The sequence below is a fragment of the Brevibacterium sp. FAM 27836 genome, assembly GCF_051351055.1.
Taxonomy (GTDB): domain Bacteria; phylum Actinomycetota; class Actinomycetes; order Actinomycetales; family Brevibacteriaceae; genus Brevibacterium.
On record NZ_CP195711.1, the window covers coordinates 2,362,573 to 2,383,784 of the forward strand.

17 protein-coding genes and 1 pseudogene are annotated in these 21,212 nt (G+C 62.7%); 7 read left to right on the plus strand and 11 right to left on the minus strand.

Features of this window, described 5'->3' with window-relative positions; all coding sequences use genetic code 11:
- Positions 1 to 679 precede the first annotated feature (679 nt).
- The 4 genes and pseudogenes from ACSE4D_RS10560 to ACSE4D_RS10575 all read right to left on the minus strand — a co-directional run.
- Positions 680 to 1,096: pseudogene (locus ACSE4D_RS10560) on the minus strand (TniQ family protein); the annotation flags it as partial.
- A complete protein-coding gene (locus ACSE4D_RS10565) occupies positions 1,071 to 2,129 on the minus strand; it encodes an AAA family ATPase (protein ID WP_425120426.1) in 1,059 nt (352 codons plus the stop codon). The gene ACSE4D_RS10565 and the pseudogene ACSE4D_RS10560, both read right to left, overlap by 26 nt.
- Positions 2,126 to 4,141: a helix-turn-helix domain-containing protein gene (locus tag ACSE4D_RS10570; RefSeq protein ID WP_135448047.1), complete on the minus strand. Its 2,016-nt coding sequence runs from the start codon at positions 4,139 to 4,141 to the stop codon at positions 2,126 to 2,128. Before ACSE4D_RS10570 ends, ACSE4D_RS10565 begins: the two co-directional genes overlap by 4 nt.
- On the minus strand, positions 4,134 to 4,865 hold the full coding sequence (locus tag ACSE4D_RS10575; protein ID WP_135448048.1) for a TnsA-like heteromeric transposase endonuclease subunit: 732 nt from the start codon (positions 4,863 to 4,865) through the stop codon (positions 4,134 to 4,136). Before ACSE4D_RS10575 ends, ACSE4D_RS10570 begins: the two co-directional genes overlap by 8 nt.
- 326 nt (positions 4,866 to 5,191) lie before the next feature.
- On the opposite strand from ACSE4D_RS10575, the gene dnaK reads away from it, so the two are divergent.
- The 5 genes from dnaK (at position 5,192) to ACSE4D_RS10600 (ending at position 10,428) form a co-directional block, all read left to right on the plus strand.
- A complete protein-coding gene (gene dnaK / locus ACSE4D_RS10580; protein WP_101543913.1) occupies positions 5,192 to 7,054 on the plus strand; it encodes a molecular chaperone DnaK in 1,863 nt (620 codons plus the stop codon).
- Complete coding sequence (locus ACSE4D_RS10585; RefSeq protein WP_101543911.1) at positions 7,054 to 7,719, plus strand: nucleotide exchange factor GrpE; 666 nt, start codon at positions 7,054 to 7,056, stop codon at positions 7,717 to 7,719. Before dnaK ends, ACSE4D_RS10585 begins: the two co-directional genes overlap by 1 nt.
- A gap of 181 nt (positions 7,720 to 7,900) precedes the next feature.
- Positions 7,901 to 8,914 carry a DnaJ C-terminal domain-containing protein gene (locus ACSE4D_RS10590; protein ID WP_425120423.1) on the plus strand — a complete coding sequence of 338 codons (1,014 nt, stop codon included), beginning with the start codon at positions 7,901 to 7,903 and terminating at the stop codon, positions 8,912 to 8,914.
- Positions 8,915 to 8,928: 14 nt separating this feature from the next.
- Complete coding sequence (locus ACSE4D_RS10595) at positions 8,929 to 9,369, plus strand: heat shock protein transcriptional repressor HspR (RefSeq protein WP_425120422.1); 441 nt, start codon at positions 8,929 to 8,931, stop codon at positions 9,367 to 9,369.
- 183 nt (positions 9,370 to 9,552) lie between these two features.
- A complete protein-coding gene (locus tag ACSE4D_RS10600; RefSeq protein WP_425120421.1) occupies positions 9,553 to 10,428 on the plus strand; it encodes a DUF1206 domain-containing protein in 876 nt (291 codons plus the stop codon).
- Positions 10,429 to 10,572: 144 nt separating this feature from the next.
- Here ACSE4D_RS10600 and ACSE4D_RS10605 read toward each other — a convergent pair whose 3' ends face one another.
- From ACSE4D_RS10605 to ACSE4D_RS10615, 3 genes are all read right to left on the minus strand, one after another.
- Positions 10,573 to 11,907 carry a lipoprotein 17-related variable surface protein gene (locus tag ACSE4D_RS10605; protein WP_425120420.1) on the minus strand — a complete coding sequence of 445 codons (1,335 nt, stop codon included), beginning with the start codon at positions 11,905 to 11,907 and terminating at the stop codon, positions 10,573 to 10,575.
- A gap of 243 nt (positions 11,908 to 12,150) precedes the next feature.
- On the minus strand, positions 12,151 to 14,394 hold the full coding sequence (locus ACSE4D_RS10610; RefSeq protein ID WP_425120419.1) for a hypothetical protein: 2,244 nt from the start codon (positions 14,392 to 14,394) through the stop codon (positions 12,151 to 12,153).
- 222 nt (positions 14,395 to 14,616) lie between these two features.
- Positions 14,617 to 15,732 carry a diacylglycerol/lipid kinase family protein gene (locus ACSE4D_RS10615; protein WP_425120418.1) on the minus strand — a complete coding sequence of 372 codons (1,116 nt, stop codon included), beginning with the start codon at positions 15,730 to 15,732 and terminating at the stop codon, positions 14,617 to 14,619.
- A gap of 81 nt (positions 15,733 to 15,813) precedes the next feature.
- Between ACSE4D_RS10615 and serS the strand changes: the two genes are divergently transcribed.
- On the plus strand, positions 15,814 to 17,094 hold the full coding sequence (serS, locus tag ACSE4D_RS10620) for a serine--tRNA ligase (protein WP_425120417.1): 1,281 nt from the start codon (positions 15,814 to 15,816) through the stop codon (positions 17,092 to 17,094).
- A gap of 123 nt (positions 17,095 to 17,217) precedes the next feature.
- The gene (locus ACSE4D_RS10625) at positions 17,218 to 18,066 is read left to right on the plus strand and encodes an HAD family hydrolase (RefSeq protein WP_425120416.1); all 849 of its coding nucleotides are present in this window, start codon (positions 17,218 to 17,220) and stop codon (positions 18,064 to 18,066) included.
- A gap of 68 nt (positions 18,067 to 18,134) precedes the next feature.
- On the opposite strand, the gene ACSE4D_RS10630 is transcribed toward ACSE4D_RS10625, so the two are convergent.
- Genes ACSE4D_RS10630 through ACSE4D_RS10645 form a run of 4 tightly spaced genes read right to left on the minus strand, consistent with a single transcriptional unit; the run spans position 18,135 to position 21,164 of the window.
- The gene (locus ACSE4D_RS10630; RefSeq protein ID WP_425120415.1) at positions 18,135 to 18,977 is read right to left on the minus strand and encodes an HAD family hydrolase; all 843 of its coding nucleotides are present in this window, start codon (positions 18,975 to 18,977) and stop codon (positions 18,135 to 18,137) included.
- Positions 18,974 to 19,555: a hypothetical protein gene (locus tag ACSE4D_RS10635; protein WP_425120414.1), complete on the minus strand. Its 582-nt coding sequence runs from the start codon at positions 19,553 to 19,555 to the stop codon at positions 18,974 to 18,976. Before ACSE4D_RS10635 ends, ACSE4D_RS10630 begins: the two co-directional genes overlap by 4 nt.
- Positions 19,552 to 20,157, minus strand: a complete 606-nt coding sequence (locus ACSE4D_RS10640; protein ID WP_425120413.1) for a proteasome activator — start codon at positions 20,155 to 20,157, stop codon at positions 19,552 to 19,554. Before ACSE4D_RS10640 ends, ACSE4D_RS10635 begins: the two co-directional genes overlap by 4 nt.
- Entirely contained in the window at positions 20,154 to 21,164 is a 1,011-nt protein-coding gene (locus ACSE4D_RS10645) for an NAD(P)H-quinone oxidoreductase (protein WP_425120412.1), read from the minus strand. Before ACSE4D_RS10645 ends, ACSE4D_RS10640 begins: the two co-directional genes overlap by 4 nt.
- Positions 21,165 to 21,212 lie beyond the last annotated feature (48 nt).

The window sequence follows — 21,212 nt, forward strand, 5'->3', positions numbered from 1 at the left end:
GTTCTGGGAGTGTTGTTTGCTGGAGGTCGGGCTGGGAGTGCAGGGAGCTGGTTGACCAGTCTGGTGGGTGTGCTGGCCATGTTCGTGCTATGCGGAAGGCGAGTTGTTTGTTCGCGGAGAGGTGTTGTCGTGTTTTCAGCAGTGACGCGATGAGGATTGGTCCAAGGTTGGTGCCGCGGGCGGTTCTTGGCGGCCCGAGGAGGCCGGTTGTGGCGATGTCGGAGAAGAGGGTGCGCAAGTGTGGGCCCGTGCCGGTTGCGGAATTGAGTTCTCGGTAGGCCTCCCATGCGGTGAGAAGAGTGGTTGTTTGTCCTGCGATCCCGGTGGAGTGGCTGTCGGCGTAGGTGATGAGGGTGGTGAAGAGGTGGGCGTGCTGGTGGTTGGTGATCTGGGACCAGGGACCGAATTCTCTCGTTGCTGTGGGTGAGGTTTCTTGCTCGGCGAGTGCGTTGAGCAGGGTGTGCTGTGCTGTGAGCAGCTCGGATGGAGCCGGATGGGGTGGGGCGCTTCTCAAGTCCGTGTTGCACCAGGGGCGGGTATTTCGGGGTTCGGAGTAGGGCTGTGTCGTTCCGGTGACGCGTTGGGTACAGCGGTGCGGGGGTGCGATGTGTCCGAGCCATGCGGCTGAACGCCATTGGGGTTGCTCACACGTCGGGCACACGTCGTGGAGGAAAATCTGATGGGTGGGGCAGGCGAGTAACCAGTGCTGGTTCCATTCTGTTGACCACACTCCAGTGTCTGTTAGGCACTGTGGGCAGTATCGGCGCGGTCTGTTGGTGGTGGCTGAGGCAATATCTTGAGAAGTGAACGATCTGGGTCCGAGGAGTGGGGCGACGTCGTCCCAATGTTTGGCTAGTTGTGTGAGGGAGCGGTCAGCGGTCTGTTCGGTGGGGACTCCGAGTGCTTGGATGAGTTGGCGGGGCGTGAGTCCGTACCGGTGACTGACGCGCGTGATCCAACTGTGTACTGGTTCGGTAGCGGCTGGTGTGACGGTGATCGGCCATCTGGTCCTGTGTTCGACGGGGATGTATTCGCCGAGTCTTGACCGTCTGCCCGGCTGGTCGTCACTGCTATTTAGATGTGGTTTCGGCAGCATTGTCGATGGTTACCTTCTTGAGGATTTCGTAGGTGATGGCTTCGTCTCCGGAAGAGATAGCAATGGCGCACGCTCGGTCGAGGAGGTTAGTCAGGGATGCGATGTGTCCTTGGGTGCGGTCGTGGAGGTATTCAGAGAGTGCTGTCAGTGCTCCTTCGGTCTTTCGGGCGAGTTTCAGGTGGGCTTCGAACGATGTGAGGAGGCGGTTCCATGCACGTTCCGCGGACTGTGTTGATCGGGTGAAGGGTACGACTGAGCAGGATGTTGTTCTTCGTGCCGTTTGTGACAGGGCGGGGTCACCTCCGGCTCCTTCTTCGAAGTATTGGCGTTGGGCGAGACCGACGCCCACGTGGATGAATGTTGCTGCGGATTCGTTGGCGAACCATTTCAAGTGGTTGCTGACTTCGATGCCGTTGCGGTGATTGAAGTTGATGAAGTGGAGATCGTCGAACACAATGAGTCGGGTTTCGGCGCTGTGGATGCAGTCCATTGCGAGGGTGCCGAGTTCGGCTTTTGATGCACGGCTTGCTGCTGGGTGGCCGTAGAAGCGGAGAACTTTCTGATTGAGTTGTTTAAGCGTCATTCCTGCAGAGAGTGGAATGAATGCGACTGGGAGGCGGGGGTGTCCGTCAGTGGTGGTATTTCCGTACCGTGTGCGTTGCCGGAGATCGAACTGCCTGGCGTAGCTTGAAGCGATCGTTGTTTTGCCCAAGCCGGGCAGGGCGTCGAGAGCGATGGAGCCTCTGACACTGTTGCCATCACGGTGGGCCGAGGCCATGACTTGGTCGATGAGTTCGTGAGCGTGTTTGAGTTGGGGTGTTTTGACGGTGGCGGGGTTGGCGTTCCATATGTTTCTGGCTTGGTTGTAGTCGTCGAGGGTATCGGCATCCAGGTCTGCCATTTGGTTGGGCGTGAGTGTGGGGAAGTCAGGGCGGGGGCCGGCGTTGACGAAATCGATCCAACCGGCTTTGGTTCCGAGGTTGAAGAGTCGTGTTTCGTTGAGGCGGAGCCATTCTGCGTAGGGGTTGCTCATTCGTCGAATACCTCGAATCCTTCGTCTTCGGGGCCGTCGTCGTTGTCGAAGACGTCGAGATCATCGTGAACGTTTGACTTGGTTTTCGTTTTGGTGTGGGTGAGGAGGTCGATGATGCCCGGAGTGGATGCCCGGTCGCGTGGGTCGATTTCGGGGTCGTCGGTGCCCGCGGTTGAGCTTGTGGTGGCGCTGACTTTCTTCGCGAGGTTCTTTGCCCGCCTGTCTGTGACTGCGTTTTCGTGCCAGTCCTTCAGGAGGGTGAGGATGGCGGTTTGTGGGTCGTGGAACGTGTTGTCGGTGATGCTGAGGCGTCGCGTGTAGTCGGCGGCTTCGGAGCTGAACGGGGCATTGAGGTAGTGGGCGTGTTCCCATTCGAGCCGATGCCAAGTTCCATCCGCGGGATCTTTGAAGTGGACCCAGCGGACGTCATCGCGGTCAACGTAGATGGGCCACTTGCCTGCGTGATTACCTGTATAGGCTGACCGGCGTCCCCGGTAGGGGGTGATCCCGATGCCGTCGTAGCGTCTGCCGTTCACCTCGACTCCGTAGTGGTGTATCTGTCGCCATTCGACTTCGAGGAATTCCATAACGATGTCATCGTTGGTCGGAAGTCTCAGAGTTCCTGATTGAGAGATTCCGCGTTCGAACATTTGGTTTGGAGTGAGTTTGATATCGGGCACGTGCGGGTCTCGGAGGCTCGAGTGAGGGGTGTCGTGGTAGATGCCCACCCATTCTCGGATGATCTGTTCTAATTCGGAGACGAAGAGGAACGCTGATTTCTCGACGTCTTTGCCCCGCGAATACACATCTGGTCCTTTGTACGCGGGGAGGTGTTCGAGGAGTGATTGCCGGAGAGTGCGGAAGAACCTTTCGACCACGGCCTTGTCTGTGGGCTGGATAGGGCGTGCAGGTTGCACGTTGATGCCCAAGCGGTCACAGACAGAGAGGACGTGGCGCGACAAGTACGCTTTGCCGTGGTCGACGATGATGCTGTCGGGGAGGAGCTCGTGACTGGATTTGCTACCCTCAGTTGCGCTGACATTCTCGGGCAGTCCCAAGTAGGGCCCTACAGGGGATTCCGGAGATCGTCCCCAGGATTGTGGAGTGACGGTTTGATAGAGCACCGATGCCACGTCAACTGATTGGGCTGCCACGGGACGCAGTGTCAGCCCGGTAATGATTCGCGTGTTGAGGTCGATCCCGACTGTGAGTTCGACGTTGACCCAACGGCAGGAGACGGGTTCTAACGCGAATACGTCGAGGCTATTCGTGTCGAGGACAATGTATTGTCCCGGTCGGTCCGATTGCAGTCGGCTCAGGACGCCCTTCGGGCGACCGGCCACTGAACGACGTTGTTTCGCAGCTCCGAAAGTGTATTGACCTTTGTCGAGTTGTTTCACTCTCACGTAGGCCACCGACCGGGAGGGAGTTTTCGCGTCGGGGTTGGCGGCGACATACGCGCGGTTAGTTTTCGAGATGACTGTGGAGATTGTGGGGTTGGAAGCATCTCGATAGGTTGCCAATACGTCGGAGCAGATGCGATCCCACTCGTGAGTCACCTGGTCTCTGGCGTGGCGTACGAGTCGCGTGTCCACGAGGCCGGCAGGTCCACGTTCTTTGTACCGCTTCTTCAGCCTGTACAGAGTGCTGACTCCGATGCCCAGGGATTGAGCAGCCTTCTTGTGACGCTCCTTTGCCTGTTTGTCCCCGATTCCTGCCTGTAGGAGCGATTCCACGACCCGCGCTCGCTCGGTGAGAGTGGTGTGTTGTGATTCTGACAACGCGTCCAAGAGGGCGCGGTCCGTGGCTGAGAATTCTAGAGAGTCAGGTATCTGCTCGTCTGAGCGTGGTTCGATGTTGGTCGCCCGCCCGATGAGTGAATTGATGTTCGTTTTGCGGATGACTGTCCCGCTTGAGAGCAGGACGGAGTCGGCCTGGAGTTCAGTGACTTTCCATCGCTGCCCATCGAGCCAAAGCGAGTTTCCTACGTTGAGGTCGAGTACGTCATCCATGGGGCGCTTCTAACAGTTGGGTCTGGAGGGAAATCGGCTTTGTGAGGTTGACGTGCCACCGGTTAGCCCACAACAGTGCGAGGACTGCCATCCGGAGGGTGTTTTCGTCGGCTAAGCCGGTTGCAGCCTGCTCAGTCTGGGCAAGCGTCATTTCTGGGTGTCCCAGTGGTTCCAACTCGTCAAGCAGTCTTGGGTGGAGGAACTGTGCTCGTCGGCCGACGGCGATGAACCGGAGGTTGCGCATCAGAATGGGATCTGCGCCTGACCATACTTCGTAGCTCCAGCCTTTCGCCCTACATAATCCGGCGGTCCAGGAGAACTGGTCCTGTACTCGTTTGTCGGAGAGTCTGGTTGCTGGTTTCACATCGACGAGTGTGAAGCTGCCGTTGCTGTGTTCGAGAAGTATGTCGGGGACGTGTCGGCGGAGGTGGGCACCGTCTCGTCCTTGGAGATGGAACGGTTGCGTTGCGATTTGCACGGTGCTGGGGTCGAAGTCTGCAAGCCAGAGCCGATCGAGTTCGAGGAGGCTCTCGTATACGACGGTCCTGTGAGTGGTCGCGAGCCAGAACAGGCCGGGAAAGTTTCTCTGGCCTTTATAGGACGGCGGAAGGCGCACAGGTTCTCCGCTGATCACCTCTTGAGAGCTGATCAGCCCGAGGGTAGTCACTACGAGGTCGGCGTTGCCTGCCGGTAGGAAGCGAACCTCTGTAGTAAGTTCGTCCATCTGTGAATCATGTCACATTATTCTCAGATCGCAAGGACTTATTCTCAAAGAGTTCTTGCATTATCAGGAAATTCTCATTTCGAGCCGGATCCTACAGGTCGTTTCCGAAGATTTTTCGGGGGCGCGGAATAAAAGCCGCCTCAGTTAAGTTGAGTCTGGTGTACGCAACTTTGATGAGGCCGACTTGACGGTTGGAACCTCGAAGAGAATACTTGAGTCCGGTTGGCTCAATGTGTGCGGTCGAGTGGTTCTGACTCAAGAACCGGAGCCGCCCGATCGCACACATTGGAGTCGCAGGAACTCACGATCTGTAAGGAGAGAAAACTATGGCACGTGCAGTTGGAATCGACCTCGGAACCACGAACTCCGTCGTCGCCGTCCTCGAAGGCGGCGAGCCGAAGGTCATCGCGAACGCCGAAGGCGGTCGCACGACCCCGTCCGTCGTCGCAGTCAACAAGAACGGCGACTCACTCGTCGGCGAGATCGCCAAGCGCCAGGCCGTCACGAACATCAAGAACACCGTCGCATCGGTCAAGCGCCACATGGGCACCGACTGGTCCACCGAAATTGGCGGCAAGAAGATGACGGCTCCCGAGATCTCGGCCCGCATCCTCCAGAAGCTCAAGCACGACGCCGAGGAGTACCTGCAGGAGAAGGTCACCGACGCGGTGATCACCGTCCCTGCATACTTCAACGACGCCGAGCGTCAGGCTACGAAGGACGCTGGTGAGATCGCCGGACTCAACGTCTCGCGCATCATCAACGAGCCCACCGCTGCCGCTCTGGCCTACGGCCTCGAACGCGGCAAAGAAGATGAGCTCATCCTCGTCTTCGACCTCGGCGGCGGAACGTTCGACGTCTCGCTGCTCGAAGTCGGCAAGGACGAAGACGACTTCTCCACCATTCAGGTCCGTGCGACCTCAGGAGACAACCGCCTCGGCGGTGACGACTGGGATCAGCGGATCGTCGACTGGCTGGTTGAGCAGGTCAAGAACAACTACGGCGTGGACCTGACCAAGGACGCCACCGCTCTGCAGCGCCTCAAGGAAGCCGCAGAGCAGGCCAAGAAGGAACTGTCCTCGGCCACCAGCACGAACATCTCGCTGCAGTACCTGTCGATGAGCGAGAACGGACCCATCCACCTGGATGAGACCCTCACCCGGGCGAAGTTCGAGGACCTGACCAAGGACCTCCTCGAGCGCACCAAGGCTCCGTTCCATGCTGTGATGAAGGATGCTGGCGTATCCGTTAAGGACATCGACCACGTCGTCCTCGTCGGCGGATCGACCCGCATGCCCAGCGTGACCCAGGTCGTCACCGAACTCACCGGAGGCAAGGAGCCCAACAAGGGTGTCAACCCCGATGAGGTCGTCGCGATCGGCGCCGCCGTCCAAGCCGGTGTCCTCGTAGGTGAGCGCAAGGACGTTCTGCTCATCGACGTCACCCCGCTCTCGCTCGGACTCGAGACCAAGGGCGGCGTGATGACCAAGCTCATCGAGCGCAACACCCCGATCCCGACCAAGCGTTCGGAGACCTTCACCACCGCTGAGGACAACCAGCCCTCCGTGTCGATCCAGGTCTTCCAGGGTGAGCGGGAGTTCACTCGCGACAACAAGAACCTCGGCACCTTCGAGTTGACCGGTATCGCTCCGGCTCCGCGCGGTGTGCCGCAGATCGAGGTCGCCTTCGACATCGACGCCAACGGCATCGTCCACGTGTCTGCCACCGACAAGGGCACCGGCACCGAGCAGTCGATGACGATCACCGGCGGTTCCGCGCTGCCGAAGGAAGACATCGACCGCATGGTCCGTGAGGCCGAGGAGCACGCAGAAGAGGACAAGAAGCGCCGTGAGGCTGCCGACGTCCGCAACAATGCGGAGAACCTCGCCTACCAGACCGAGAAGCTGCTGACCGACAATGCCGACAAGCTGCCGGAAGAGCTCAAGACCGAGATGCAGGGCGATGTCGACGCCGTCAAGGAAGCCCTCAAGGGTGAAGACGACGACGCCGTGAAGAGCGCCTACGACAAACTCGTGGAGAACCAGCAGAAGATCGGCGAAGCCATCTACAGCCAGCAGGGCGGTGCCGAAGGCGCCGAAGCTGCCGGTGAAGGTACCGCCGATGCAAGCGCAGACGACGATGTCGTCGACGCCGAAGTTGTCGACGATGAGGATGAGGAGAAGAAGTAATGACTGCCGAGGGCAACGACAAGTCGTCCGAGGAGCCAGGCTTCACCTTCAGTGACAAGCGCCGGGTCGATCCGAACACCGGTGAGGTCCGTCCCGAGGCCGACGCCCAGTCGGCCTCGGCCGGGGCCGGTGAGGAGCCGACCGCGGACCCGAATGCCGAACAGGCCGATGCCAGCGACCTTGGTGTGGACATCCCGTCCGATGCCTCGGGTCTCGAGGACATCGAGCCGGAGGCCGAGCCCGAACCGGGTTCGGAGGCAGCGGGATACCTGGCCGACCTCAAACGCATCAACGCCGAGTATGCGGCCTACCGAATGCGCGCCGACCGCGAACGTGAGCGTGCGGCGCTCGGCGGCACGATCAAGGTCGTCGAGGCCCTGATTCCCGTGCTCGACGAGGTCAAGCTCGCTCGCGACAACGGCGATGTCACCGGGCCTTTCGAGACCCACGTGAACAAGCTGGTCGAATCGCTGAACAAGCTCGGCGTCGAGCAGTACGGAGAGGTCGGCGACGAGTTCGATCCGAACATCCACGAAGCGCTCATGCAGCAGCCTTCGGATGAGGTCGAGAATCCGACGCTCTTCCTGGTCATGCAGCCGGGCTACCGGATCGGGGAGCGCATCATCCGCGCCGCCCGCGTCGGTGTCCAGCAGCCGGAGGACTGAGCAACGACCATGATCGCCGAGGCGGCCGCCCGCCCCGCACGCCGGTTCACCGACGTACGGGGCCGGGGAACCGCCTCGGCGGCGGTCCGGATCTTCGGGGCAGTGCCCCGGGGCTGCGGATTGTGAGAGGACAAGTGAATACCGTGATGACAGGATTGATTGGAAGGAAAGGAGGTGCCAGGTGAATACCGGACCTCAGAATGATTGGTTCGATAAGGACTTCTACAAAACCCTCGGCGTCTCCAAGGATGCTTCCGACGCCGAGATCAAGAAGGCTTATCGCAAGCTCGCGCGCAAGTATCACCCGGACGCCAACCCCGGTGATGAGAAGGCCGAAGAGAAGTTCAAGGAGATCGGCCAGGCCCACCAGGTGCTCTCCGACAAGGAATCCCGGGCCCAGTACGATCAGGTCCGCGCCATGGGCGGCGGTGCCAGGTTCAGCGCCGGTTCCGGTGGACCCGGCGGGGCTGCCGGCGGCGGATTCGACGATGTGTTCTCCGACCTCTTCGGAGGCGGCGGACGCACCAGGACCCGCACGACCTACGGCGGTGGGGGAGACGTTCCCCCGGACCTGGCGGATCTGCTCGGCGGATTCGGCGGAGGTTTCGGCGGTGGCGGTTACGGCGGCTACCAGCCTCCGCTCAAGGGCGGCGACATCAAGTCGAGTACGACGCTGTCGTTCACCGAAGCGATCAACGGTGCCTCGGTGAAGCTGAACATGCCGGGTGGGAAGCCGCTGACCGTGCGGACACCGATCGGGGTCAAGGACGGGCAGAAGATCCGCCTGGCCGGCAAGGGCAAGACCAGCCCCAACGGCGGCGAGCCCGGTGACGTCATCCTCACCGTGCACGTAAGCCCGCACCCGGTCTTCACCCGCGATGGTGACAACCTGCGGATTGAGCTGCCGATCAGCTTCGACGAGGCGGCCCTCGGCGCCGAGGTCAAGGTGCCGACCCTGGGCGGAACGCCCGTCAAGGTCAAGGTCGCACCGGGGACACCGTCGGGACGGACCCTGCGCGTGCGGGGCAAAGGTGTGAAGACGAAGAAAGGCACCGGCGATCTGCTGGCGACAGTCGAGATCGTGGTGCCGAAGAATCTGTCCAAGGAAGCCAAACAAGCGGTCGAGTCCTTCAAGGCCGCCACCGAAGGTGAGGATCCACGCGCCGGCTTGCTGGACAAAGCCAAGGCCAGCTGAGGTGGTGAATCACAATGCACATTTCATCGAGTGCGGCGGTGTATGTCATCTCGGTGGCCGCGGATCTGGCGGGCATGCACCCGCAGACGCTGCGGCAGTATGACCGACTGGGTCTCGTCACTCCGGAACGCACTGCGGGCCGGGGCCGACGTTATTCCGGGAAGGACATCGCCAAGCTGCGACTGATCCAGCAGCTGTCGCAGGACGAAGGCGTTAACCTCGTCGGGATCAAGAAGATCATCGACCTGCAGAACCAGGTCGATGCGCTCAAGAGCCGCAACGAGGAGCTCGAGGACGAGGTCCGGGCGCGCAGGTCGGCGCAGGAACGCGATGCACGCGTCTTCGCCGCCGGCACCGTGGGCGGAGACGTCGTCTCGATCTCGCGGGGACGTCGCCCGCAGGGACGTCCGGAACCAGGAGCCCTGGTGCTGTACAACCGGTACCGCCGCGGCTGAGTTGAACGGCACGATTGAGCCGAACGGCGAGGTCGGGTCGGGGCGCAATAGCGAACGGCAGCCATGAACGCCGAGGCGGAGCGCGTACCCTATTGTGGGTGCGCGCTCCGCCTTTCGAATGTGCACCTGATTGTGACTATCAACTTCGCAGATTGGTGCAGATATCGTGCGACACTGACTTCTGTGAACGAGAAAGAGAAGGTTCGACAGGTCGCCGACAGTGCCGACTCGGCGGCTCAGGAAGCCGCGGACAGCCAGTGGTTCGAAAGAGTCGCCCGTGCGGGTTTCATTGCCAACGGACTGGTCCACGCCATCCTCGGGGCGACCGCTGTGACGATCGGACTGGGCCAGGGCGGAGGCGAGGCCGATCAGGCGGGAGCCATCGGGCAGATCGCTTCGCAGCCCTTCGGCATGGTGCTGATCATCATCTGCTTCCTCGGCTGTGCGCTCATGGCGCTGTGGTGCCTGATCAATGCGTTCTTCGGTTCGGCCTCGCTGCGCGGCGCTGGAACGAAGGATCCGCAGCAGAAGCAGGGCCGGAAGCAGTGGACCGGCTTCCTCACCATGGTCGGCTCCGCCATCGCCTACCTGGTGGTCGCCGCGACATTCGCGCAGTTCGTCTTCGGCGGGGGAGCGGACTCGGGCAAGTCGAGCTCACAGGCTTCGACGACCGTGGCGAAGGCGCCGGGCGGACTGTATATCCTCATGGCCGCCGGCGCCGTGATTGCGATCATCGGCATCGTGTTCTGTATCAATGGTCAGCGACGGAAATGGAAAGAGGAGCTGCGTCGTCCGCAGAGCGCGATCATTCGCTTCCTCGTCGGATTCACCGGCGTCGTCGGGTACCTGGGCAAGGGCGCAACGCTGCTGTCGGTGGGCATCCTCATCGTGGTGTCCGCGGCGACCGGTGATCCGGAGGAATTCACCGGAATCGACGGCGCGCTCAAGGGCATGCGCGACCAGCCGTTCGGGCCGTATCTGCTGTTGGCGGTGGGTCTCGGCCTGGTCCTCTACGGAGGCTTCCTCGCCCTGCGTTCGAGGTACGACCGCATGGAATGAGCTGTCGTCTGCCGGGCTGCAGATGTTGGCCGCGGATATTTGGCTGTAGAGAGAAGAAGGGCGCGAACCCACATTGGGTTCGCGCCCTTCTTCATCTCACGCCCGGCTCAGTCGAGCTCGGACGATCAGTCAGGTCAGTCGCTATCAGATCTCAGCGGGATCCTGGGCGACCTTCTTGCGACGCATGGTCATAGCGACTGCGGCTCCACCGATGAGGAGGAGGCCCGCGCCGCCGACGAGGCCGGTCAGCTCGGTACCGGTGCGAGGCAGGTCGCCGCCGTTGCCGGCATCTCCGTTGTCGCCATCGTCGTTTCCGCCGTTGCCGTCCTCATTGCCGTCATCGTCGCCGCCGCCGGCGTTCGGATCTTCCTCGACGGAGAACTCACCGGTCAGTTCGTCATCGCCGCAGGTGACGGTCACATCGTAGTCGCCGATGTAGGCCGAGGCGTTGGAGGCGCTTGTGCCGTAGACGTTGACGTTGGCCTTGCCTTCGTCATCAGCCTGGACGGTCTTGTCGAAGGCGGTGACGCTCGACTCGCCCTTGGGGTTGACGAGGAAGCGAACGTCTTCACCGGGCTCGCAGTTCTCGACGGCGAGGGTGACGCCCTTGTCTTCCTTGACGAAGTCAGCGGGGGTGATCGACTCGGGGGAGACGGTCAGCTTGGCTTCTTCAGCAGGAGCGGTGGGCTCTTCTGTCTCGTCTTCGGTGATGCTGAAGTCCTGAGCCGGGGAGTTGGTCTCGGTCTCCTGGTCGACGCCCCAGACGGAGTAGTCGCCGGCCGGAAGTGCTTCGTCGCCCTCGAACTTCAGGGTGGCGGAGATCTTTCCCTCGTCGTCGGCTTCGACTTCCTCGGTTGCGAAAGGTGACTGTGCGGTGCCGCCCACGACGGTGACCTTGCCTCCGGGGGTGAAGCCCTCACCGGTGACCGTGATGCCGTTCTTCGCGAACTCGCTCTGCGAGATCTTGTCGGTGTTGAGCGAGACCTTCGGGTCGACCTCGGGAGCCTCGGGCTCGTCGGTGTCATCGACGACGTTGAAGCTCAGCCCGTCGTAGGTGCGCTGCTCACCGTCGCGAGTGATCGTGACGGAGAGATCAACCGTACCGTTTTCGATGTCCTCGGCAGGCTGAGTGGAGTAGATGTTGTATTCGAAGGTATCGCCCTCAGCAGTTCCGGCTTCGCCGGTGAGCGAATCCGAGATCTTGTCTCCGGCCTCAAGGCCGGTGATCGTGACGACGATTCCCTTGTCCTTGTTGGCGAGATCCTCGGCGGTGATCTCCTTGGGGGAGGTCGTCACCTCTGCCTCGATAGCCTGCGCATCAGCCTTAGGTGATTCAGGTGCAGTGCTTTCCTGGGCGTCGCCGGAGTTCTTGACGACAGAGTGCGAGTAGTTGACCGAGCCGGGGGCAGCGATGACTGGGGATGCGGCCAGGCCGGTGATGGCGATGGCCACCGCGGGTGCGAGGGCGAGCTTCTTCATGTATTTCCTTAGAAAATGACAGCTGGGTGTGAAGTATTACGAATGTAACAGTAATGCAACATTCACCACACGCATAGTTGTGGTCGTTTTGTTCAGCACTGACTTCGGCCCCGTCGCAGAGTTCATTTTCCATTCACCTGGAAGCACCGATTCGTCTCAGACGGCAGAACAGACGAAGGGGCGGCTCAGTGTGTGCTGAGCCGCCCCTTCGTCTGTCGTTCCAGGCTGACCGCCTGGCTCGGATCAGAAGCTCGTCGGAGTCTGTCCGAACTTGTTCTTGCGGCCGGTCAGTGCGATCGCAGCACCACCGACGAGGAGGAGCAGGGCTCCCGTCGTCAGTCCGCCGAGGTCGGCACCGGTACGCGGCAGCTGGCTGCCGTCGTCTCCGCCGTTTCCGGCATTTCCGTTGTCGCCGCCGTTAGATCCGCCGCCATTGGCGCCACCGGTGACTGTGAAGGAGTCTTTCATGGTGTCGTCACCGCAGGTCGCGGTTGCGGTGTAAGCACCGACATAGGCCGAGACATCCGACGAGGTGCCGAAGACGTTGACCGAGGCATTGCCTTCGTCATCAGCCGTGACGGTGTTCTCGTACGCCGTGACGTTGATGCCCTTCGGGTTGACCTCGAAGTGGACATCCGCACCGGGCTCGCAGTTCTCGACGGCGAGGGTGACGCCCTTGTTCTCATTGGCGAAGTCCGCTGCCTCGATCTTCTTCGGGGAGACCGTGAAGGATGCATCGGCGGGAGCTTCGGTCTCACCGTCGTCCCCATCGTCGTTGCCATCCTTGCCATCGTCATTGCCGTCTTCGTTGCGGTCGTCCCCGTCATCGTCTCCGTCTTCGGCGACAACGTTGATGTTGCCCTCGAGGGTCTCCGACTCGGTGCCTTCACGGTCGATGGTGACGGTGAACGGAACCTTGCCGACCTCGAGGTTGTCGGGGTTGCCCTCGTACCAGAGGTTGAGCTCGTAGTCACCGTCGGCTTCTGCCGTCTCGGTCTCTCCGGTGAGGGAGTCCGTGATCTTGTCACCCTTCTTGACACCGGAGACAGTGACCGTCACGCCCTTTTCCCTGTTGGCGAGATCCTCGGCGGTGATCTCCTTCGGATCGACTTTGAGTGAGGCATCGATCGGATCGACGGCGTCGTCATCCTCTTCGGTGACGGTGATCTCGACAGAGTTGCTGGCGGCGCTGGTCGTGTCATCGATGAAAGTCAGCGAATACGTGCCGGCTTCGAGAGATTCGGGAGCGACCACGACGCCTTCGACATCACCGTTCTCGTCAGCGCGGGCCTTTTCCTCGGCCTGAGGTGCTGCCGCGCTCTGCGAGGAGACGGCTTCGCCCTTGACGCTGACGGTACCATCCGGAGAGAAGCCGGTTCCGGTGAACTTCAGTCCGTCCTTCTTGAAGTCCTCGAGGGAGATCTCCTTCGAGTCGACCGTGACCGTCGGGTCGACGGCGCCGTCTTCGGTGATGGTGAAGTCCTGAGCCGGGGAGTTGGTTTCGGACTCCTGGTCGACGCCCCAGACGGAGTAATCGCCGGCCGGAAGTGCTTCGTCGCCCTCGAACTTCAGGGTTGCGGAGATCTCGCCGTCGGCGTTGGCTTCGACTTCCTGGGTCGCGAAGGGCGACGTTGCGTTGCCGCCGACGACGGTGACAGTGCCGTTCGGGGTGAAGCCCTCGCCGGTGACCTTGATGCCGTCATCCTCGATGCCGCTCTGCGAGATTTCGTCGGTGCTGAGCGAGACCGTCGGGTCGACCTCGGGTGCCTCGGACTCGTCAGCCAGGGGGACCACGCTGGTTTCGGTGACTGACTGTGTGCCTGGACGCTCCAGCTGGAGAGCGAAGTTGACCCTCTTCTGCTTGACCTCGTTGGCCGAGTGCAGCGTGATCGTCGCGGTCGAGCCCTGAGCGGTGACGGCCGGGCCGGTGAGGCCGGACTTGGCCGAGACCTTGTCACCCTTTTCGAGGCCGGTGACCTTGACGGTCACGCCTTCCTCGGCGAGCTCTTCTGCCGTGACCTCGCCCGAGGTCACCTGCACCGAAGCGTTGATCGGGTTGGCCTTGTCCTCGGACTTGTCGTCGTCCTTGGCGTCGTTGTCCTCGTCCTTGGGGGCAGGAGCGGGCTTCGGATCGACCTTCTTCGGAGGCTTCTTGGCGTCGTCCTTCTTGTCCTCGGCAGCCTTCTTCTCGTCCGCTTTCTTCTTGTCAGCAGCGGCCTTCTTGGCGGCCGCGGCCTTTTCCTTGGCCTTCTTGTCGGCAGCTGCCTTCTCTGCAGCTGCCTTCTTCTCGGCTTCAGCCTTTTCAGCCGCGGCTTTCTTGGCCTCTTCCTTCTTCTTGGCTTCGGCCTTCTGCTGGTCGATCTTCTGCTGTTCGGCCTTCTGGGTAGATGCCGACTGAGCGGACGTCGATTCCGCGGCGACGACCGGGCTCGCGACAAGACCGGTGAACGCGAGCGCGACTGCCGGCGCGAGGATGATCTTCTTCATTGGAGTGCCTTCAATCTCTGTAACGAGGGGTGTGATACGGCACTCATCCTAGGTTCTAAGGGTTTTCTAAACTATTTCTGTACATTTTGTTCAGGTTTAAAAGCGGTAACACTTAGGTGAATTCCTTTAACCGTTTCGTGACCTACTCATTGGTAAGAGCATGACTGTCACGGTCGCCTCGGCGAGGGGAGGCCTCGGCCGCGAGAACTCAGCGGTTCCGAGCTAGACCGGCCACGCCTCGGCGCGGATCTGCTTGCGCTGTTCGACGGTGGGCACTCGGACGGTCAGGGCTGAGGGATCGACCTCCATCTCGAGGTACGACGACTGTCCCAGCGGATCCCCGTCGAGCTGAATATCGACGTCGTCGCTGGCTTCGATGACGACCTTGCGGCACTTCCGGATGTTCGTATGCAGCCCGCGTGAGGCCCTGCGGCCGGCGATCGATGCGAGCACGCCGACCCACTGGCCGAGGTTCTTCGGGCTGACGATGAGCACGTCGAGCATGCCGTCGTCGATGACCGCCTGCGGCAGCAGTTGGATGCCGCCCTGCAACTTCCCGCAGTTGCCGCCGAGGACCGAGCGCACCCGCGCCGAGATCCGGTATTCGTCGTCGAACGTGACCTTTACATGACTGGGTTTGCCGGTGAGCTTCCGTGACCCCGCTTCGACATAGGCGAGCCATCCGAGACGTGCCTTGAGGTCGTCGCTGGTGTCGGCCATGACCGCGGCGTCGAAGCCAAGCCCGGTCATTACGGTGAAGATATGGGTATCGCCGTCCGGGGCGGTCTTCGCCATCCCCACGTCGATCTCGCGATTTCGTCCCCACAGGGCGATCCGCAGCGCCCACTCCGTCTTGTCGAGGACGAGGTCGATATTGCGGGCAAGGAGGTTCCCCGTTCCCAGCGGAACGATTCCCATCGGGGTCGATGTTCCCGCCAGCGCCGAGGCGACAGCGCGGATGGTCCCATCACCACCGGCGGCGATGACGACGTCGACCCCCTCGTCGAGGGCGCGGACGGCAGCTCCCGCGCCCGGATCGTCGACGGTGGTCTCGAGCACGAGCGGACGGCTCCATCCCTCGAAACGGCAGATCGCCTCGGCGGTGGAGGCCAGGTTGTGGACATCGGTCTTCGTCGGGTTGACGATGAGCGCGGCACGGTACCGGGCGGCGTCATCGACCACCTCGTCGGAGAGGTTCGCCGGGTGGGCGGAGCGTCGCATCGTGTTGAGTGCGCGACGAACGCCGGTGCGGCGGCCGATGAGGAACGCGGCCACGAGCACCGCGAGAGCGCCGATGACGATGACCCAGGTCATCAGGGGATCCAACTCGATGATCATGGCCCAAATGTACAGTGCCGAAGTCGTGTGCAGGCTGAGTGCCGAATATCGAAAACAGGCCCGGCCCGTTAAGCTGAGAGGGTGATCGATCTAGCGCTTCTCAGAGACAACCCGGCCCTGTTCAAGGCATCGCAGGAGGCTCGCGGGGCATCCGTCGAGCTCATCGACGAGGTCATCGCCGCCGATTCCGCTCGTCGTGCGGCCATCACCGCCTTCGAAGACGCACGTGCGGATCAGAAGTCCTTCTCCTCCCAGATCGCAAAAGCGCCGAAGGAGGACAAGCCGGCACTCATCGCTGAAGGCAAGGCGAAGTCCGAGGCCGTGAAGTCGCTGTCGGCGGAGTCCGAAGAAGCCACCTTCGCCTTCGACCAGCTCGTATCGAAGGTCCCGAACCTCATCATCGACGGCATCCCTGCCGGCGGCGAAGAGAACTTCGTGACGCTCAAGACCGTGGGCGAGCCCCGCGACTTCACCCCGGACGGCTTCGAACCGCTCGATCACCTCGAGATCGGTGAGAAACTCAAGGCCATCGACACCACCCGCGGCACGAAGGTCTCCGGTTCGCGCTTCCACTACCTCACCGGTTTCGGTGCGAAGCTCGAAATGGCTCTGCTCAACCTCGCCCGCGACGTCGCCGAGGAGGCCGGGTTCAACCCGACCATCACCCCGACGCTCGTCCGCCCCGAGGTCATGCGCGGCACCGGGTTCCTCGGTGAGCATGCCGATGAGGTCTACCGTCTCGAAGCCGATGACCTGTTCCTCGTCGGCACCTCCGAGGTGCCCCTGGCCGGATACCACATGGACGAGATCATCGACCTGACCGACGGACCGCTGCGCTATGCCGGAATCTCCTCCTGCTACCGCCGCGAGGCCGGCTCCTACGGCAAGGACACCCGCGGAATCATCCGCGTCCACCAGTTCCAGAAGGTCGAGATGTTCGCCTACGTTCCGGTCGAGGACGCCGAAGCCGAACACGAGCGGATGCTGTCGCTGCAGGAGAAGATGCTCGGCCTGTGCGAGCTGCCCTACCGGGTCATCGATACCGCCGCCGGCGACCTCGGCGATTCCGCCGCCCGCAAGTTCGACTGCGAAGCCTGGGTGCCGACCCAGGGCACGTACCGCGAGCTGACCTCGACGTCGAACTGCACGACCTTCCAGGCCCGCCGCCTGCAGATCCGCGAACGCAGCGACGGATCGACCCGGCCGGTGGCCACCCTCAACGGAACCATGGCCAACACCCGCTGGCTCGTGCCGATCCTCGAGAACCATCAGCAGGCGGACGGCTCGGTCACGGTGCCCGAGGCACTGCGGCCCTACCTCGGTGGGATGACCGCACAGGGACCGGAAGGACCGCGTTACTGAGGCTGTGCCGGGACGCGGGGGACTGACCGTTCGGCGGAACCCGGCGTTTCTCGGTTGGGTTCGGTCGCCTCGGCGCCGGTAGGAACGACGACAAGAGAAATCACGCATACGTTGGGAGACATATTGACCCCGCACCTCATCGCACTCGATGTCGACGGCACGATCGTCGGCTACGACGGATCCCTGTCGGAGTCGGTGAGGCAGGTGCTCGATCGGCTCGTCGAGGAGGGCCACCACCTCGTGATCTCCACCGGCCGTGCCCTGCCGGGTGCGCTCGAAGTCGTCCACGCGCTCGATCTCAAGCACGGTTTCGTCGTGTGCTCGAACGGATCCGTCGTCGTCCGCCTCGATCCGGAGCTGCCGTTGGGTTGGGAGATGCACCATGTGGTGTCCTTCGACCCGAAGGATGCGCTCGAGCAGATGCACGCGGCGCTGCCGGCGGCGCTGTTCCTCGTCGAGGATCCGGACCTGCACCGGTGGGCGTCCGGGGCGTTCCCGGTCGGCGAACTCGCCGAATCAGACACCCTCGACATCGTGGATTTCGAAGAGCTGCTGACGAAGCAGGCCACCCGCATCGTCATGCGTGAGGTCAACGGCACCGCTGAGGAGTTCGCGGCCGCCGTGGACTCGCTCGGACTCCATGAGGTCAGCTATTCGGTGGGCTGGAGCAACTGGCTCGACATCGCTCCGGACGGGGTCTCGAAGGCCAGCGGCCTGGAGCTCGTGGCTGAGGAACTCGGAGTCGAACATGCGCACACCGTGGGCGCCGGCGACGGACTCAACGACATCGAGATGATCGAATGGGTCGAGCACGGAATCGTCATGGGCCAGTCGAAGGACGACCTCAAGGTGCTCGCGAGCGTGGTCACCGACTCGATCGACGACGACGGCCTCGCCGTGGCTCTGGTCGACTACTTCGACCTCGACTCCAGCCTCCTCGACGCAGTGGGCACCACCAACACCCGCCCCTAATTACTACCTGACGGCGGCCCAGCAACCTCGCGCGAGGTAGCTGGGCCGCCGTCAGGTAGCAACAGGGGTCAGTTGGGGCGGGTGTCTAAGACGGCTTCGAGGTAGCGGGCGACTCCATCGTCGTCGACGGCTTCGGTCACGGCTGCGGCGATCGCCTTGACCGAACCGAGCGCATTGCCCATTGCGACTCCGTGTCCGGCCCAGGACAGCATCTCGATGTCATTGGGCATATCCCCGAACGCCATCACCTGCGACTGCGCCACTCCGAGGTGGTCGCACAGGTCCTCAAGCGTCTTCGCCTTCGTGATCCCGAACGGTGCGAGTTCGACGAGTCCGTTGTCCGGTTCGGAGAACGACGCATGGCAGGTGCCGTCAACGATCGGATCGATGAGGTCGTGCATCGCCTGCGAATCGCTCGTCTCCAGGCGCACGAGCACCTTGACGACGTCTTCGCCCGCGAGTTCGGAGACATCGTCGATGACCCGGGCCTCACGCGGTCGGGCGGTGACGAACTCCCGGTCGATGAAACCGCCGTTGAGAGTCTCGTAGGCGAACCGGGCCTCAGGATGATCGACGCGGACGGCCGCGGTGATCTCCGCCAGCGACTGCGCGTCGATGGTGTGGGCATCGACGACGGACTGAGAGGCGATGTCGTAGACGACCGCCCCGTTGAGGCACACGACCCGTCCGAGATCGGGGATCTGCTCGGCGATCGGTGCCAGCCAGCGCATGGGCCGCCCGGTGACGAGGACGAACGGGATTCCCGTGTCCTGGCAGCGGTGGATCGCATCGATCGTGGCCGTCGAGATCGGCTTCCAGTTCAGCAGCAGAGTGCCGTCGATATCGCTGGCGACGAGGCCGAGGTCGAAGTCATCGGGCGGCAGGATTTCGGGGCTGATCGGAGGTCTCATGATTCCTCTACCCTAGCGAGAATCTCCCGCGCCCGCCCCAGCAGCTCCTCGGCGTCCGTGATGAACCGAACCGTGGCCTCGGCGTTCGAGTCGATCGACCGTCCCGATTGTCCGTCCGACCGTGCCATCGATGCCGCGAGCACCGCCTCGCCGACCTTCGACGAGGCCTTCGTCAGCAGCTCCGGTGCGTCGCCGACAGCCTGCCGCGCGGGCCCGGGCACCACCTGACCGGTGACGGGAAACCGGGTGTGCAGGGTCGCGGTCAGATCGTCGACGACCTCGACGAGTGCATTGAGCCGGTGGGTGCCGTCGACGATGACGTCGACGGGATCGTTCGCCGAGGCGGCTGTGACCTCACCGTCGGACGTTTCGTCCGCGTTCGCCGAGGCGGCTCCCGACGTGGCGCTGCCATCGGAGTCCCGTGCCTCGTGGAGGGCCACCGCGGTGGTGTAATACCGGTCGACGGCGCGGATGAAGCGGTCACGGTTGTGCCGCCATAGCCCGGTGCCGAACCGGTCATCGTCCTTGATCGCGGTCTTCGTCGCCTTTTTGCGCAGGCCGGAGAGGAAGCGCTTCACAGATAGTTGCCGGGGCCGCGGTCGTCCGGGTCCGACTCCTTCTCACTCGGCTGTCCCTCAGTTGGGGTCATCCCGGGCGGGACCATGCCCGGAGGCAGCTGGCCGCGACCGCCCATCTGCTGGGCCATGGCCTGCTGGGCCATGATCGCCGTCTGGATGCCGTGGAAGAGACCTTCGAGCCAGCCGACGAGCTGGGCCTGTGCGATCCGCAGCTCCGAGGTCGTCGGCGGACCGTCGGTCGAATCGAAGGGCAGGTCGAGGCGTTCGAGCTCGTCGATGAGGTCCTTCGACAGTCCTTCTTCGAGTTCGTCGATGGAGCGGCGGTGGATCTCGGCGAGACGCTCGCGTCCCTTCTCATCGAGCTCGGTGCCGCGGACTTCCTCGAGCAGCTGCTTGACCATGGTGCCGATGCGCATCACCTTCGCCGGTGAAGAGACATCCGCCTTATCCTGCTGCGCCCGCGCCAAGCCGTCGGCCCGCGCAGATTCACTGGCCGGCGACTCTGTGCCGGTGGGCGCTGAGCTGTCGGCCGGCGAACCTGCGCCGGTGGGCGGAGTCGTGTCGTTGTCGACGCTGTCTCCGGTCTCGGGGTTCTCGGTCATTGCTGTGCACCTTCCTCATCGACGATGAGCAGAACCTTGCCGATGTTCGCGCCGTCCTCCAGTGTCTGGTGGGCACGGACGACGTCGGTCAACGGCATGGTTTCGTGGATGATGGGGCGGATGTCGCCTGAGATCACGGCCGGCCACAACTGTTCGGCCACCTCGGCGACGATGGCGATCTTCTGTACCTTCGGTCGCGCCCGCAGGGTCGTGGCGGATACGGATTTGCGCGGCTGCATGAGCCAGCCGAGATTGATCTCGGTCTTCGTCCCGCCCTGCATGCCGATGATGACCAGTCGGCCGTCGGTGCCCAGCGCCTTGATATTGCGTTCGAGGTATTTCGCGCCGATGATGTCGAGGATGACGTCGGCGCCTGTCGACCCGTCATCGTGAGTGCAGATCTCGCGGACGCGTTCGACGAAGTCCTCTTCGCGGTAGTTGATGACGGCATCGGCACCGAGGCTGCGGCAGAATTCGGCCTTCCGATCCGAGCCGACCGTCACGACGATCTTCACGCCGAGGTGGCGCGCGATCTGGATGGCGGCCGTGCCGATGCCGGACCCGCCGCCGTGGACGAGCAGCCATTCGCCTGCCTTCACCTGTCCGCGGCCGACGATGTTCGACCAGACGGTCGACAGCACCTCGGGCAGCGCGGCCGCCTCGGTGAGGTCGAAGTCATCGGGGACGGGAAGCAGCTGACCTGCGGGAACGGGTACGGACTCGGCGTACCCGCCGCCGGAGAGCAGAGCCGCCACGCGGTCGCTGACGGACCAGCCGGTGACGTCGGCGCCGAGCTTCTCGATCGTGCCGGAGACCTCGAGACCGGGAATCAGGGTGGCTCCAGGTGGAGGATCGTAGAATCCGCGACGCTGCAGCAGGTCGGCCCGGTTGACTCCGGCGGCATGGACGCGGACGAGTACCTCATCCGCGGCGAGCTCGGGTGTCGGTTCGTCGGTGACCTGCAGAACCTCGGGGTCACCGGGGGAGGAGATCGTGATAGCGCGCATGCAACCACTCTAGTAGCTGGGTGCGCGAGAGGGCAGGGGCTTCCGCTC

Excerpts from the sequence above, each read along its gene's own strand:
- ACSE4D_RS10575 (WP_135448048.1), bottom strand. The coding sequence starts at position 4,865 with ATGGACGAACTTACTACAGAGGTTCGCTTCCTACCGGCAGGCAACGCC.
- ACSE4D_RS10640 (WP_425120413.1), bottom strand. The coding sequence starts at position 20,157 with ATGACCGAGAACCCCGAGACCGGAGACAGCGTCGACAACGACACGACT.
- ACSE4D_RS10610 (WP_425120419.1), bottom strand. The coding sequence starts at position 14,394 with ATGAAGAAGATCATCCTCGCGCCGGCAGTCGCGCTCGCGTTCACCGGT.
- ACSE4D_RS10565 (WP_425120426.1), bottom strand. The coding sequence starts at position 2,129 with ATGAGCAACCCCTACGCAGAATGGCTCCGCCTCAACGAAACACGACTC.
- ACSE4D_RS10585 (WP_101543911.1), top strand. The coding sequence starts at position 7,054 with ATGACTGCCGAGGGCAACGACAAGTCGTCCGAGGAGCCAGGCTTCACC.
- ACSE4D_RS10630 (WP_425120415.1), bottom strand. The coding sequence starts at position 18,977 with ATGAGACCTCCGATCAGCCCCGAAATCCTGCCGCCCGATGACTTCGAC.
- dnaK (WP_101543913.1), top strand. The coding sequence starts at position 5,192 with ATGGCACGTGCAGTTGGAATCGACCTCGGAACCACGAACTCCGTCGTC.
- ACSE4D_RS10570 (WP_135448047.1), bottom strand. The coding sequence starts at position 4,141 with ATGGATGACGTACTCGACCTCAACGTAGGAAACTCGCTTTGGCTCGAT.
- ACSE4D_RS10605 (WP_425120420.1), bottom strand. The coding sequence starts at position 11,907 with ATGAAGAAGCTCGCCCTCGCACCCGCGGTGGCCATCGCCATCACCGGC.
- ACSE4D_RS10595 (WP_425120422.1), top strand. The coding sequence starts at position 8,929 with ATGCACATTTCATCGAGTGCGGCGGTGTATGTCATCTCGGTGGCCGCG.
- ACSE4D_RS10645 (WP_425120412.1), bottom strand. The coding sequence starts at position 21,164 with ATGCGCGCTATCACGATCTCCTCCCCCGGTGACCCCGAGGTTCTGCAG.
- ACSE4D_RS10615 (WP_425120418.1), bottom strand. The coding sequence starts at position 15,732 with ATGATCATCGAGTTGGATCCCCTGATGACCTGGGTCATCGTCATCGGC.